The 13,412-nt window shown below is 43.8% G+C and carries 13 protein-coding genes; 7 read left to right on the top strand and 6 right to left on the bottom strand.

The features are described 5' to 3' along the window. Positions 1 to 36 precede the first annotated feature (36 nt). Positions 37 to 1,092: an Lpg1974 family pore-forming outer membrane protein gene (locus ACOOFG_RS08135; RefSeq protein WP_420420981.1), complete on the top strand. Its 1,056-nt coding sequence runs from the start codon at positions 37 to 39 to the stop codon at positions 1,090 to 1,092. A gap of 23 nt (positions 1,093 to 1,115) precedes the next feature. Beyond that, positions 1,116 to 2,177 carry an Lpg1974 family pore-forming outer membrane protein gene (locus ACOOFG_RS08130; RefSeq protein ID WP_420420980.1) on the top strand — a complete coding sequence of 354 codons (1,062 nt, stop codon included), beginning with the start codon at positions 1,116 to 1,118 and terminating at the stop codon, positions 2,175 to 2,177. On the opposite strand, the gene ACOOFG_RS08125 is transcribed toward ACOOFG_RS08130, so the two are convergent. Continuing rightward, positions 2,174 to 2,872, bottom strand: coding sequence for a putative quorum-sensing-regulated virulence factor (locus ACOOFG_RS08125; protein WP_420420979.1), 699 nt, complete (start codon positions 2,870 to 2,872; stop codon positions 2,174 to 2,176). The genes ACOOFG_RS08130 and ACOOFG_RS08125 overlap by 4 nt on opposite strands. Positions 2,873 to 2,959: 87 nt before the next feature. Between ACOOFG_RS08125 and ACOOFG_RS08120 the strand changes: the two genes are divergently transcribed. The 5 genes from ACOOFG_RS08120 (at position 2,960) to ACOOFG_RS08100 (ending at position 7,456) form a co-directional block, all read left to right on the top strand. After that, entirely contained in the window at positions 2,960 to 3,136 is a 177-nt protein-coding gene (locus ACOOFG_RS08120) for a hypothetical protein (protein WP_420420978.1), read from the top strand. Between the two features lie 60 nt (positions 3,137 to 3,196). Further along, positions 3,197 to 4,225, top strand: coding sequence for a pyruvate dehydrogenase (acetyl-transferring) E1 component subunit alpha (gene pdhA, locus ACOOFG_RS08115; RefSeq protein ID WP_420420977.1), 1,029 nt, complete (start codon positions 3,197 to 3,199; stop codon positions 4,223 to 4,225). Positions 4,226 to 4,233: 8 nt separating this feature from the next. Then, entirely contained in the window at positions 4,234 to 5,217 is a 984-nt protein-coding gene (locus ACOOFG_RS08110; protein WP_420422677.1) for a pyruvate dehydrogenase complex E1 component subunit beta, read from the top strand. Between the two features lie 5 nt (positions 5,218 to 5,222). Further along, positions 5,223 to 6,524 carry a pyruvate dehydrogenase complex dihydrolipoamide acetyltransferase gene (locus ACOOFG_RS08105; RefSeq protein ID WP_420420976.1) on the top strand — a complete coding sequence of 434 codons (1,302 nt, stop codon included), beginning with the start codon at positions 5,223 to 5,225 and terminating at the stop codon, positions 6,522 to 6,524. A gap of 74 nt (positions 6,525 to 6,598) precedes the next feature. Further along, positions 6,599 to 7,456: a hypothetical protein gene (locus ACOOFG_RS08100; protein ID WP_420420975.1), complete on the top strand. Its 858-nt coding sequence runs from the start codon at positions 6,599 to 6,601 to the stop codon at positions 7,454 to 7,456. Here the strand turns inward: ACOOFG_RS08100 and ACOOFG_RS08095 are convergent. From ACOOFG_RS08095 to recR, 5 genes are all read right to left on the bottom strand, one after another. Beyond that, on the bottom strand, positions 7,453 to 8,373 hold the full coding sequence (locus tag ACOOFG_RS08095; protein ID WP_420420974.1) for a magnesium transporter CorA family protein: 921 nt from the start codon (positions 8,371 to 8,373) through the stop codon (positions 7,453 to 7,455). The two genes, ACOOFG_RS08100 and ACOOFG_RS08095, sit on opposite strands and share 4 nt — an antisense overlap. 228 nt (positions 8,374 to 8,601) lie before the next feature. Beyond that, a complete protein-coding gene (lpxD, locus tag ACOOFG_RS08090; RefSeq protein ID WP_420420973.1) occupies positions 8,602 to 9,648 on the bottom strand; it encodes a UDP-3-O-(3-hydroxymyristoyl)glucosamine N-acyltransferase in 1,047 nt (348 codons plus the stop codon). Between the two features lie 13 nt (positions 9,649 to 9,661). Then, positions 9,662 to 10,246 carry an OmpH family outer membrane protein gene (locus tag ACOOFG_RS08085; protein ID WP_420420972.1) on the bottom strand — a complete coding sequence of 195 codons (585 nt, stop codon included), beginning with the start codon at positions 10,244 to 10,246 and terminating at the stop codon, positions 9,662 to 9,664. A 56-nt stretch (positions 10,247 to 10,302) separates the two neighbouring features. After that, a complete protein-coding gene (gene bamA / locus ACOOFG_RS08080; protein ID WP_420420971.1) occupies positions 10,303 to 12,699 on the bottom strand; it encodes an outer membrane protein assembly factor BamA in 2,397 nt (798 codons plus the stop codon). Between the two features lie 78 nt (positions 12,700 to 12,777). Then, positions 12,778 to 13,380 (bottom strand): recombination mediator RecR, encoded by a 603-nt coding sequence (recR, locus tag ACOOFG_RS08075; RefSeq protein WP_420420970.1) that lies wholly within the window; start codon positions 13,378 to 13,380, stop codon positions 12,778 to 12,780. Positions 13,381 to 13,412: the final 32 nt, after the last annotated feature.

Raw genomic sequence — 13,412 nt, 5'->3', positions numbered from 1 at the left:
GTGTTATAAACTTATCTTTAAACACGGAAGTGAATCATGAAGTTTAAGTCGCTGCTATTTTTTTTCTTACCGATTTCTCTTTTTGCAAATGCGTCTCAAGAACCTTCCACGGTTCCAAGTATGCCACCAAAAGATGCCACGCGAAGTGCGCGCACATGTCCTGAATTAAACGGTGTTTATGTGACAGCAGACTTTCTCTACTGGAAAACGAGACAAGATGAGCTCGTGTATACTGCGCGTTTTAAGCCGGTATTTGGAGACCCATTGACAACAATCGACATTCAACCAAAAGAAATTAATTTCGAATATAAACCGGGCTTTAGGATTGGCTTAGGTGGAGACTTGCCTTGGAATGGCTGGGATCTGTATTTGAATTGGACGCGGCTTAGCTTTGATATTTCGTCTTCCACATCTTCCGACTCCGCTGATTTAATCTTAGTAACCGGATCTCTTGATGAGATTGGATTTTTTGGTCGCAGATCAAAGATACATTGGGATTTTACCTATAACTCTCTTGAGTTTGATTTTGGCAGACGGATGTTTTTAGACTCATCTTGGATAATTCGTCCCTCTTTTGGTCTAAAGGTTGCCTGGTTTGATCAAGAAATTCATCAAACTCTGTTTGAAGTGGAATCGTTTAATCCTAATGGGGCAGGAGTTCCTGGGTCGAATGAAACCTGGAGAGGAGAATTTGACTACTGGGGGATTGGCCCTTTTGTGAGTTTCTATGGAAAATGGCATTGGATCTATGGGCTTGGAATTGCTGGTCAAATTTCAGGATCCATTCTTTGGTATGATATCGATGAGAAAGTGCGGAGTCTTGAAAACAACCTCGATGACCAAGGGCCTCAACCGGTTGTGACACAAACTCTAGTCAGGCTCAACTTTGATACCTATCGCGTACGTCCCTATGTTCAGGTCTTTATTGGTTTAGATTGGGAGTGGTGCTTTATTCCTAAATGGTTGTCAACGCAGTTTGCGATTGGATATGAGACTCAGTATTTCTGGCCCGTCGTTGTTAACCCAATTGGAAGCGATGACATACATACGTCCTTTGAAGGGCTGACAGTGAAGGCTCGAATTGATTTTTGATATTGGAAATGTAGGAATTGGTTATGAACTTTAAATGCCTTCTCATTTTTCTCACTCCAATGCTTCTCTTTGGAGAGGTTCAAAGAGAAGCAAGCGTTCCTGTCACTCCCCTAAAAGATGCGACAAAAAGCGCACAGACATGTCATGACTTAAATGGTGTGTATGTCACAGCTGACTTTCTTTATTGGAAAGCTAGACAAGATGGAATGGAATATGTCGCGGTTTTTGAGGCAAGTTTTCCAAGTAACACATTCTCACAAGTGAGCATTCGCTCAATCGAAATCGATTTTGAGTACAAACCAGGTTTTCGTCTTGGTTTGGGGGGAGATCTACCTTGGGATGGGTGGGATCTATACCTGAATTGGACGAGACTCAGCTTTGATATTTCGTCGACTAAAACATCGAATCAAGCCGATCTTGATTTGATTGAAGGTTTGTTTAGTAGCCCTCCATTTTTAGGAACGCGAGCAAGAATTGATTGGGACCTGACGCACAACGCTTTGGATTTTGAAATGGGGAGACGCCTCTTTTTGTCTTCTTCTTTAACTGTGCGTCCTGCTTGGGGTTTGAAAACAGTTTGGTTTGATGAAGAAATCAAGCGACGGCTTGATCATGTCGAGCTTTTCAATCCCAATGGACCAGGGCTTCCGGGTGCGCCTGAATTTCTAAATTTCGACTTTGACATTTGGGGAATCGGTCCGATGCTCAGCTTATCTGGAAAGTGGAACTGGGCGTATGGATTAGGTCTAGTAGGACAGTTTTCTGGAGCAATCCTTTGGTATGACATCGATCAGAACACTCATGTCCAAGACAATGGTGTAGAAGACCAAGGTGGAAGTGTTCGTGTTGTGACTCAAGCAAATGTGAAGCTTAAATATGACACCAATCGCATTCGCCCTTGGGTGCAAGCTTTTGTTGGATTGGATTGGGAATGGTGCTTTATCCCCAATTGGCTTTCCGTTCAGCTTGCAATTGGCTATGAAGTTCAGTATTTCTGGTCAATGTTTGTCGATCCGATCAATTCACTTGATGATTTGCCAATCTCTTTTGAGGGGTTGACAGTGAAGGCTCGAATTGATTTCTAGTTCGGGAGTATTCCCATTTCAGAAAAAGCGTCTTTGAGCTCTTGATTATCAGGCTTATCGAGGGCGCCATTTTCATGCAACCAGCGCACATAGTCTGGGGGGATTTCTTTGAGAGGCTTACCACGATGTTTACCGAACGGCATATGGCGCAGCACTTGTTTTTCATTCATGAGTTCTAAAATGGTGTCCATCGTCAGGTCGTCGATCATTTCACTGAAGACTTGATGCAAGACGATCACATCATCTAGAGCGCGGTGAGCATTGTTGGCAGGAAATCCATGATATTCTCTTAGGTGTTGAAGTGAATGGCGTGGAAGGTCAGGGCGGTATTTTCGAGAAAACTTGAGAGAATCGATATAGGGCCATTTCGGAAGAGTGAGTTCATTGCGCTCAAATTCACAGCGGATAAAGGGAAGGTCAAAGGCATCATTATTATGAGCAATGAGGACAACCTCACCACTGCAGAATGAAGCAAAGTCCACCCCTACTTGTTTGAACGTGGGAGCGTCTTGCACCATTTCATTGGTGATATTATGAACGGCAGTCGCTTCTTCGGGAATGGGCATGCCGGGGTTGATGAGAGCTTCGAATGTGCGGTCCATTTCTGGATCATAGGCAGCAATTTCGATGATCCTGTCTTTATCGGGTTTAACACCAGTTGTTTCTGTGTCATAGTAGATAGGTCGTTTAGCCATATGAAAATCTCCTTGAATAAAGCATAACGTTATGGAGAAAAAATTGTCAAAGTGATAGAGTCTTCTTAAAACTGCGGAAAGCCCTAAATGAAAAAGACATTACTTAGACTTGCATTACTCGTTTCGTTAACCTTAGTTTGTGTCGGATGCTACCAAGCGTCATCCAATGGAGATGACGATTTGATCACGACTCCCGTGACAAATAATCCGAGTGTCATCCCTGAAGGAGCGGGATTTGGGCCTCCGGGTGCGATGCCATATTGATAAAATAAGAAACCTAAGTTAAGTTGAAGTTTTAGGGTGGAAGCACTTGGATAACCTCATATGACAAAAAAGACTGTTCATCACGTTAAATACGATTTCTTTGATAACCAGACAGATAAATGGATCAAAGAGCTAGGTAAAGATCGTCTGATCGAAGCCTTAAAGCAAATGCTTACAATCCGCCATTTTGAGATTCGGGCGGAATCAGCCTATCAACAAGGAAAAGTTGGTGGTTTTTTTCACGCCTATATGGGACAAGAAGCCATTCAGACAGCTGCAGTTAATGCTGTTGGTGCCGAAAAAAACTGGTGGATCACGACATACCGCTGCCATGCTCTTGCTTATCTCTTAGGAGCAACCCCCAATGAAATGATGGCTGAGCTCTACGGAAAAGAGACGGGTAATGCCCAAGGTAGAGGCGGTTCGATGCACTTTTATGCGGATCGACTACTTGGTGGGTTTGGAATTGTAGGCGGACACCTTCCGGTTGCAACAGGTGCGGCCTTTTCTCTGAAATATCAGAAGCAAGATGGAGTGGCTCTTTGCTTTTTGGGGGATGGAGCTATCGCTCAAGGGGCTGTTCATGAGTCGCTTAATTTAGCAGCTCTCTGGAACCTTCCCTGTATCTATGTTGTAGAAAATAACCAATGGGGAATGGGAACAGCGGTCAACCGTGCCATTTGCGTGCAACCAATAGCCGAGAATCTCGCAAAAAGTTATGGAATTCCATCATATACATTTGATGGGATGGATTATTTTAGCTGTTATAATGGTTTTTCTCATGTCCGTGATGAAGTGAAGAAAACGGGGCGTCCTGTGCTTGTCGAAGCTGTGACAGAGCGGTTTCGAGGTCACTCGATTTCTGATCCAGGTCTTTATCGCTCCAAGCAAGAGTTAGAAGACGCAAAAACTCGAGATCCTATCCACCTCTTTGGAGACACGTTAAAGAAACATAAGATCATTACAGATAAAGAGGTTGAAGCGCTAGATAAGAAGCAAAAAGAGTTAATCGTCGCTTCCATGAAATATGCAGAAGAAAGCCCTGACCCCGATCCGATCACACTTGAAGAAGGAGTGTTTGCACCTTGACAGACGAAATGCAAGAAGTCGAAATGCGAGAAGCCTTAAGGCAGGCTATTGATGAAGAAATGGAGCGGGATTCCATGGTTTATCTCATGGGAGAAGAAGTGGCAGAATACAATGGAGCTTACAAAGTTTCAAAAGGCCTTCTCGATAAATGGGGCCCTGATCGGATCATTGATACTCCCATTGCTGAAAATGGCTTTACTGGACTCAGCATTGGCGCTGCCATGACCGGTCTGCGACCTATCGTTGAATTCATGAGCTTTAACTTTTCATTTGTCGCAGCTGATCAGCTCATATCCAATGCATGCAAAATGTATTACATGTCCGGCGGGCGCTTTTCAGTTCCCATTGTTTTCCGAGGCCCAAATGGTGCAGCTGCTCAAGTTTCATGCCAACATTCACACTGCGTCGAAGCGATTTATGGCAACTTACCTGGCTTTATCATCATGGCTCCCTCCAATCCTTACGATGCCAAGGGGCTACTCAAGGCGGCCATTCGTAACAACAACCCGGTGATTTTTCTCGAAAACGAGCTGGATTACGGCATGAAAATGGAAATTCCGACAAAAGAATATCTCGTGCCTATTGGGAAAGCTCAGGTTATCCGAGAAGGAAAAGACATCACTGTTGTTTCCCATAGCCGTATGCTGTCTCACTGCCGTGAAGCTGCCAATGAACTGGCTAAAAAGGGGATTCAAGTCGAACTCATCGACCTTCGTACCATTAAACCTCTAGATCTGCCTACCATTGCCTCCTCAGTCAAGAAAACGCATTTTTGTGTACTTGTTGAAGAAGGGCATATTTTTACTGGAATTTCAGCAGAGATAGGGTTTCAAATTCAAGAGCACTGCTTTGATTTTCTCGATGCGCCAATCCATCGCGTATGTCAGCGAGAAACACCACTTCCTTATGCAAAAAATATGGAACATGCAACGCAGCCTAATAAGGAGCGTATTCTAGACGCGATCCAGCAGACATTACATCTAAGGAGTTAATTCCCATGCCATCAACGCTAACGATGCCGAAGCTATCACCGACAATGGAGGGAGGAACAATCGTCAAATGGCACAAAAAAGAGGGAGATGCTGTGAAAGCAGACGAACTCCTTTTCGAAGTGGCAACTGACAAAGCAACTGTTGAGTATAATTCTCTTGATGATGGGATTTTACGTAAAATCTTAGTCCATGAAAATGAAGAAGCAGTTGTCAATCAAGCGATTGCTGTTTTCACAGAGACAAAAGACGAAAGCATCGACGGATACGAACCTGAAGGCCTCAAGGCTGAAGAAGCTCCTCCAGAGGAAACGGTAAGTGAAGAAGCGCCAGTTGCGGCTGCCACCCAAAAAGCCGCGCCAGCTGCAAAAGCAACAGGCATGGCGCAGCCAGCGTTTGAAGCAGAACCTCCTCTTGAAGATTACTCTTTTGAATTTGAAACATCTTTAGAAGATCATCTCCCTGCGTCACCGCTAGCAAAAAAGCTTGCGCGTGAAAAAGGACTCGACATCACCTCTGTTAAAGGCAGTGGCCCTGGAGGGCGGGTGATGAGTCGTGATTTGGATTTAGCTCAAGCCGATGCTATTGCGACCTTTGGCAATCGTTCCGTTCCAAAAGAAACTCCTGGTAGCTATGACGAAGAGTCTCTCACTCCGATGCGCAAAGCCATTGGGCAAAAATTGCAAGCTTCTAAAACTTTCATTCCACATTTTTACGTGCAACAAGACATTGACGTTGAGCCGATGATTGCCAGCCGAGAGCAGCTCAAAGCAACCGGAGTCAAGGTGACATTCAATGATTTTGTCATGCGTGCTGCAGCTCTAGCGCTCAAACAGCATCCTGTTGTGAACAGTGGTTTTGATACAGTGAAAAATGCTATTGTCCGGTTTAAGACGATCGACATCTCTGTCGCAGTAAGTATCGATGACGGGCTAATCACTCCGATCGTTCGCCATGTTGACTACAAAAATTTGGGTCAAATATCAGCTGAAGTCAAACATCTTGCTACTTTAGCCAAGAAAGGGAAGTTGCAACCACATGAATACCGTGGAGGATCCTTTACCGTTTCCAATTTGGGAATGTTTGGCATCCACGATTTCCAAGCAGTCATCAATCCACCCCAAGTTTCCATCCTTGCCGTTGGTGGGATGAGAGAATGTGCCGTTGTCAAAAATGGTCAAGTCGTTCCTGGAAAGCGGATGATGGTTTCGCTCTCGAGCGATCACAGGGTTGTCGATGGCGCCGATGCAGCAAAATTTTTAAAAACATTCCAAGAATTGCTTGAAAATCCGGCGATTTTGCTCATTTAACCGCTCTGCTTTATTTGATTTCTATTCGAAAATCTAGTATCATCTTTCCGAAAATGATAATTTGAGGATGAAAGATGGCAACAATTGATTTTTCTCTTCCCTTGTGGGGAACATGTCAAGCTCGTACAACATATGAGGGCTATGAATATTTACAAGAAGCCCAGAAGCATTCAGTTGAGGAAAAGACAGAGGACTTTTCTCGAGTCAAGCCCACTGCTTACTTACTTCTTTCTGTTGCCATGACTTTTTTCCATGGGCTTGCCCTAGAATCTAAGGCTCTAGGGGAAGGAGGGCTCTACTATTTTTCCAATGAAACAGAGTCAGCTAAAAAGGCTTTCACAGAAAATGGAAAAGACGGGCTTAAAACGCTCGGTTTTTCCCTCTACCAACTTTTTTTAGCATGCGTTGCTCTCCTTAATCCTAGTGAAGTGAAATCGCGTATCACGTTGCCAGAAGTTGTTGAGCCAAAGTATGGTCTTTTTTCTAAAGAACCGACTGATGTTACGAATCGTCTCATGATTCAAATCGAAGCTCTACGTCGACAGAATGAGTTTCTCAAAAGTCAAATTGGGGCTGGAGCTGAAAGTGCGCTTAGTGAAGTTTTCCAAAAAAACTTAGAATCCGAAGAACTAGTCGTAAGAGTTGGTCTTGAAGCTCAACGTACGGTAGAAGATTTTAAATTGGAAGTAGAGTCAGCAAAGAAGGAGCTAGAGGAGAAAGACCAAGTCATGAAACATGAAAAAGAGCTAGATGAAGAGCGGCTTCAAGAGGTTCAGAAAAAGCTCGATAAATGTGAGCATTTCTGGAAATACTTTCAGCATGCGTTAAGTCCAGACAAGGAATTGTCGAAAAAATCAGCAGCTCAAATTCTTCAAAGGCTCAATATTGTTTGGGCTCAGCCACATCTCATTCGTGATTATGCCTTTGATTAAAGCCATTTTTTTCGCTGGAAGAAGATCAACGATACAAGCGAAATCAGAATAATGAAAATGATGATGACGGAGAACGCGTGTTTGTCGCCTGCAATGGGCAGGGCAACGTTCATTCCGTAAAGACTCGCGACCATTGTTGGGATGCTCAAGATAATTGTGAGCGCTGTCAGTAGCTTAATGGTCTTGTTAAGCTGATTTGTAAAGATGATCTGATAGGAATCCCTCAAGCTACGAATACTACGCAAGTTGATAGAGCAGAGATCTTCTGACTGGATGCTTGCGTTGAGTAAATCTTCGAGGAGGTCTTGGTCCTTTTCATAGAGGATGGTGTAACGGCCCGAGGTGATTGATTCGAGAACGCTACGCAAAGGAACGAGAGAAGAGAGGTACTGATTGAGAATTTCTTCGTTCAGCGTCAAGCTTGTGATATCTCGGCTATCCACATAAGACATCTTTTTTTCTTGCTTCAAGACGTTCGTGCGGATTTTTTTGATTTGAAGAGTGAACTCTTGCGTGATTTTAAGCAGGATGTAGATCAAGAACTTTGATTTTTGAGAGGGGGTGAGCTTCGGTTTTTGAGAAATGAAGTTTTCAACGAGTTGGCTTTTTTGGGGACAAATCGTGATGAAGTAATCTTTCGTAAGGATGATGGTAAAAGTGGTGGTATAGAGGCCACCTTCGACTTCAATGGGGTGACGTGTGAAAATTAAAGCGTGTTCGTCAATTCTTTCAACACGAGGAATTTCGTATCGGTCAAGACAGTCGTACATATCGGTGTACTCAAGATCGATGAGCTTGCTGATTTGGTTGATGTCATTTGTCGTTGCATCTTCGACATGAATCCAGCATCCTTCTCGAGGCTCTTGAATCTCTTTGAACTCTTCGTCGTGCTCTGTTTTGTCGTAAATGGTAATCATAGTCCCTCACAGGAGGTATAGCGCTTACTCCCTAATTATATTACCATCGCCTTATATAGTCGATTAAATTTAATATTTCAGAGATTCTTCCGAATCTTTATTACCCCTTGGTGCATGGTCGAGCTCAATGACTTGCATGAAGTCTATTTCGCTCTTGCGCATCTTGCAAGGCATAAAAATCTTTCGTCCAATCTATGAAATTTTAAACTTAATCGACTAAAAGTAATGTTATTTTTTTTCTAGTTTTTCAATCCGTTTTTCAAGCTCTTCGATTTGCTTGACATAGGTCCCAATTTTCCGCAGCTGTACCTGCCGTTTGTTAAACTCTGCCATTGTGGTGACAGGTCCGCCTCCATAGATACCTGGTTCAGGAATCGATTTGCTGACACCCCCGCGAGTGGCGACTTTTACATTGTCTGTGATTGTGACGTGGCCAACAACACCTGCTTGTCCCCCTAGAAAGACGTTATTGCCAAGTTTTGCCGAGCCGGCGATTCCCGATTGGGAAACGATAATGTTATTTTCACCGAGCTCCACATTGTGGGCAATTTGGACTAGGTTGTCGATTTTGGTTCCTTTGCGGATTAAAGTATTTTTGAAGCGAGCCCTATCAATTGTCGTATTTGCTCCAATTTCAACGTCATCTTCAAGAATGACAATGCCAATTTGGTCTAGCTTGGTATGGCGCCCCGTTTTGGGATCCGTGGTGTAGCCATAGCCACAAGACCCAATGACGGCCCCTGGCTGCAGAATAACTCTGTTGCGCAAAATACAACGCTCTCGGACTGTGACATTGGCGTGAATCACGCAATCGTTGCCGATCTGTACTGCAGGTCCGATAGTGGTATTGGCATGAATGAGCGTCCCATCTCCAATAACGGCACCTTGGTCAATGACAGCATGGGGTCCGATAGTCACATCTCGGCCAATTTGGGCCGTTCCGTGAATCACTGCTGTTTCATGAATCCCTTGAAATCCTGTTTCGTGGATTTGATTGAAGAGAAGAATCTCTGCAATTTTTTGAAAGGTGAGGGATGGGTTGTCACTTATAAGAAAGTTTTTCCCGGGAGTCGGATCGATCGTTTTATCGATGCAAATGACTCCTGCTTCGGAAGTTTTCATGCGCTCTTTGTATCTCAAATTGGCGAGAAAAGAGGCATCATGCTCACTAGCGGATTCTAGATTGTCGACATTTTCAATCGCATGATTGGGATCTCCAACAAGCTCGCTGTCTGTGAGCTCAGCGAGCTCTTGAAGGGAAAACCGTTTTGACATCTGTAAGCTTCCTTTACTTCACTGCTTTATCAGAAGGCTCTTCAGCAGCAGCTGTGGCTTTTTGAGCTTTTGAGTCTCTTTCGAAATTTTTATCCATTTCGGCAATGACTGCAGCTGTGATGTCTTGCTTTGGTTCGTAGTAAAAGCAAGCTTCTTTGTTCAGTACAACTAAGCGCTTTTCTTTTTTTGCAATCGATTCAGAAGCAAGCGAAACATGATTTGTCATCATTTGGATGAGCTGCATGTTTGCTTGATTCATGACTTGATAGTACTGCTGTTGGTAGCGTCCAAGCTCTTCTTGAAGAGATTGGGCGTGAGCTTGCATTTCGTGTTCTTTTTCAGGCGAGAGACTGTCAACAAACTCTGGGTCGTTTAGCTTCATGATGATGTCGCGAAGCTGGCCATCGAGGTCTTGCATAATCGCAGTAATTTTGTTGCGAACGTCATCAAAAGCTTCTTGCTCTTGCTTACCATATTTAGACTCGGTGATACACGTACTAAAATTGACGATCCCGGCTGAATTAATTTGTGCTTGTGCGGAGGTTAAAAAGAAAAATAGTGACGCTAAAATTGGCAAGAAAAAGGTGTGCCGTTTCATGATCAACTCCTAAAAATTCAATTTTGTAACTTGTTCATTCCATTGTAACCGATTTCCTAGAATTGTGCACCCATTGAGAAGAAGAATCGTTTCACATCGTCTTTATCCTCAGGATTAATGGGGAAACCCATACCTACGATGAAGGGCATGCGATTGCCAAGTTCAATGCGGGCGCCTAAGCCGTAGCTCATGCGGAAATCGGGAATGTCAAATTTTTTTTCTGAAACTGTACCACCATCGAAAAAGACGAATAGATCGAGCATTTTGAGGACGTTTTGGAGGTATTCAACAGAAAGGAGCATTGAGGAGATACCACCCTTGGGAGCGTTTGAGTCTTCTCCGTCTTTGTTTCGAGGGAATTTTGGGCCAATGCTATAAGGCTTATATCCACGTACTGTGGTGTCACCGCCTAAGAAAAATCTTTCGCTCAAAGCGACATCATCAACTTCTGCTCCACCAAAAGGAAGGAGGAAGCGGAAATCTCCGCGGAGTTTCACAGTTCCTTTGCGCCAAAGCGGATAGTAGTACGAGTTAAGGAAACTGATTTTTCCGAAGGGGAAATAACGTGGGTTATCGTCATGGCGTCTGACTCCACCCATTTCGACTTCGAAATAGGAAGAGACGCCGCGGTGAGGTTTAAAGGGGTTGTCACGTGTGTCGTAGGAGATGGAAGAGCTGAGACCTGCAATCAATCCACTATTTTGCCTTTTTTGCTGCGCATCGTCATTGAGAATATGCTTGTCTATATGGGAGATGGAGTTGCGGACACGTAATCGGGTTCCGAAGGTCCAGTAGTTCGTGAGAGGGTAGTTAGCAAAGATCGATCCTCCAATGATGTCGACATCGTAATCATCTGATTGGAGGCGACTTTTTGAATAACTTGTTTCGAAACCGAATCGCCATAAAGTGTCTCTAAAGTAGGGGTCCATCCATGTGAGAGAGTAGGTCTGTTGTTTTTTACCAATTTGAGCTTTAAGTTGTGCGTATTCACCTGCACCTCGAAGTGCTGAGAAACCTTCACGCCACCATCTGGTCAAGCCACGGTGATCAAAGTTGTTTTCAGCAAGGTCGATTCCTCCGAAAATACTATCTGTTGTACTCAGTCCTCCAAAGAGGCTAAGGCTGCCTGTTGTGGTTTCTTCGACTTCGATCACAACATCGCGGTAGTTTTCTCCGAGCTCTTGGTCATCAGGGGTTTTCACGGCATAGACGTTCACTGATTTGAAGTAACCAATGGCTTCTAACCGCATTTGGGTCGCTTTGAGGCGACGTGAGTCAAAGACTTCTCCTGGAACGAGGAGAGATTCGCGCAAAATCACATTTTTGTTTGTAGAGGAGTTTCCTAGAACTCGAATCATGCCAATGCGGAACTGCTCTCCTTCTTCAATTTGAATGTCGACAGAGTAAACGGGTTCATTTGGAGACAAGTGAAGCACGTAGTTGATGTTGGATTCAATATAACCGTCTTTTCCGTAGAGATCTTTAATATTTTGGATGCTATCGCGTAGTTTCTCTGGAGAGAAAGTGCTTCCATCTTTAATAAGCATCACTCGCTCAACTTGCTCTTGATTGAGGAGCTCATTTCCTTGGATATCAATCGAACCGAAATGGTACTTTTCGCCTTTGACAGCATTGATGTAAATTTCTAAGCGGCCTTTCTCATCTTCTTTTGTTTGAATGTTGACGCGCGCATCTGCATACCCTTGGTTTTGTAGATAGTTGACGATGATGAGTTTGTCTTGTTCTAAGGCTTCTTCGTGATAGGTTCCTCTTCCTGTAAGCCAACTTGTGAAGAAGTTGTACTTTTTGGTTTGGATCAGTTCAAGTATGGCGCTTTGCTCTTTTTTCGAAAGTCCTGTGAATGCAATCTTACTGATATGACCAGAGTGTCCTTCGTGAATGGTGATTTCAATGTCAATTTCGTTTGTATCGGAGTAGGGGATGATTTTGTATTCGATTTCGGATTCGAAGTAGCCTTTCTTAATGTAGTACTCTTTAACTTTGTTGAAGGCGAGGTTAAACTCATCTCTGTTAAAGAGGGTGTGAGGCTCGATGTCAAGCTCTCTTTGAAGAGTTCCGGTGCGAACTTTTGAGTTTCCATGCCACACAATCGAGCGAATCATGGGCTTTTGCCAAATTTTCAAGGTAATGTCTACATCGCCGCCCCGCGTTTCAATGTTGGGTTCGACCCGATCGTATTCTTCGGATAATGCTTTTAGATCTTGGTCAAAGACATTTTGAGAAAAGGGGTCACCTTCTTTTGTCCGCAATTTGGACAGGACGCGATCTTGGTTAAAGGAAGTGCCGCGTGGTAGGTTTTCCATTACAACAGTGATTTTGCCTACCCGCTTTTGTTCGTATGCTTCGGTTGCTTGGGAATAAGCAGCAAGCTGCGGAATCGGTGCAGTTAAGAGAACGAGAGGTGTGAGAATCTTGGCGACGTTTTTATTCATTACTAACTTATCTATGTGCGTTATCCACTTCCAAGATGTTCTTGAATGGATTGACTGATTATAGAAAAGTCCTTCGAATTAATGCAAGACTTGCCTTCCAGATAATGCTTGAGAGAGGGTTCCTTCATCGATAAAATCGAGTGAACTTCCCACAGGCAAACCAAGTGCAAGTCGGGAAACTTTGATCTGATGACGTTGCAATTCTTCTTTTAGAAAAAGAGCTGTCGCGTCGCCTTCTAATGTTGAATCGAGAGCAAGAATCACTTCTTGCACCCCACAAAGCTGTATTCTTTTTAAGAGTTTGGGAACATTCAATTTTTCTGGAGTTTGGCCATCAAGTGGGGATAATAAAGTTCCTAATGCGTGGTAAAGTCCCAAAAAATTTCCTGTTTCTTCGATTGCATAAGCATCTCGTGGCGAGGCAATGATACACATGATTGAGGGATCTCTTTTACTGCTTTCGCAAAAAGTGCAAGAGACTTCATCCATTAAACAGCCACACTGATCGCAGTGAGGGATTTTTTCCTTTAAGGTGCATAGGAGATCAGCAAGAGTGACGAGGTCGTGTCTGTCCCAATCGAGAAGATCAAACGCGAACCGTTCGGCGGTTTTTTTCCCGACGCCTGGCAGTTTTTGCAGTTGAGCAATAAGAGAAAGTAAGTGTTTGGGGTATTTAGCCATATCCTTGAGTATTCTAGGGTGCGGCGTCTATT

Origin of the sequence: Simkania sp. (assembly GCF_965215465.1) — a bacterium.
Lineage (GTDB): Bacteria > Chlamydiota > Chlamydiia > Chlamydiales > Simkaniaceae > Simkania.
This window is presented reverse-complemented; position numbering and strand designations above follow the sequence as displayed.

Excerpts from the sequence above, each read along its gene's own strand:
- lpxD (WP_420420973.1), bottom strand. The coding sequence starts at position 9,648 with ATGTCAAAACGGTTTTCCCTTCAAGAGCTCGCTGAGCTCACAGACAGC.
- ACOOFG_RS08105 (WP_420420976.1), top strand. The coding sequence starts at position 5,223 with ATGCCATCAACGCTAACGATGCCGAAGCTATCACCGACAATGGAGGGA.
- ACOOFG_RS08085 (WP_420420972.1), bottom strand. The coding sequence starts at position 10,246 with ATGAAACGGCACACCTTTTTCTTGCCAATTTTAGCGTCACTATTTTTC.
- ACOOFG_RS08125 (WP_420420979.1), bottom strand. The coding sequence starts at position 2,872 with ATGGCTAAACGACCTATCTACTATGACACAGAAACAACTGGTGTTAAA.
- bamA (WP_420420971.1), bottom strand. The coding sequence starts at position 12,699 with ATGAATAAAAACGTCGCCAAGATTCTCACACCTCTCGTTCTCTTAACT.
- ACOOFG_RS08135 (WP_420420981.1), top strand. The coding sequence starts at position 37 with ATGAAGTTTAAGTCGCTGCTATTTTTTTTCTTACCGATTTCTCTTTTT.
- ACOOFG_RS08095 (WP_420420974.1), bottom strand. The coding sequence starts at position 8,373 with ATGATTACCATTTACGACAAAACAGAGCACGACGAAGAGTTCAAAGAG.
- ACOOFG_RS08120 (WP_420420978.1), top strand. The coding sequence starts at position 2,960 with ATGAAAAAGACATTACTTAGACTTGCATTACTCGTTTCGTTAACCTTA.
- ACOOFG_RS08130 (WP_420420980.1), top strand. The coding sequence starts at position 1,116 with ATGAACTTTAAATGCCTTCTCATTTTTCTCACTCCAATGCTTCTCTTT.
- ACOOFG_RS08110 (WP_420422677.1), top strand. The coding sequence starts at position 4,234 with ATGCAAGAAGTCGAAATGCGAGAAGCCTTAAGGCAGGCTATTGATGAA.
- pdhA (WP_420420977.1), top strand. The coding sequence starts at position 3,197 with ATGACAAAAAAGACTGTTCATCACGTTAAATACGATTTCTTTGATAAC.
- recR (WP_420420970.1), bottom strand. The coding sequence starts at position 13,380 with ATGGCTAAATACCCCAAACACTTACTTTCTCTTATTGCTCAACTGCAA.
- ACOOFG_RS08100 (WP_420420975.1), top strand. The coding sequence starts at position 6,599 with ATGGCAACAATTGATTTTTCTCTTCCCTTGTGGGGAACATGTCAAGCT.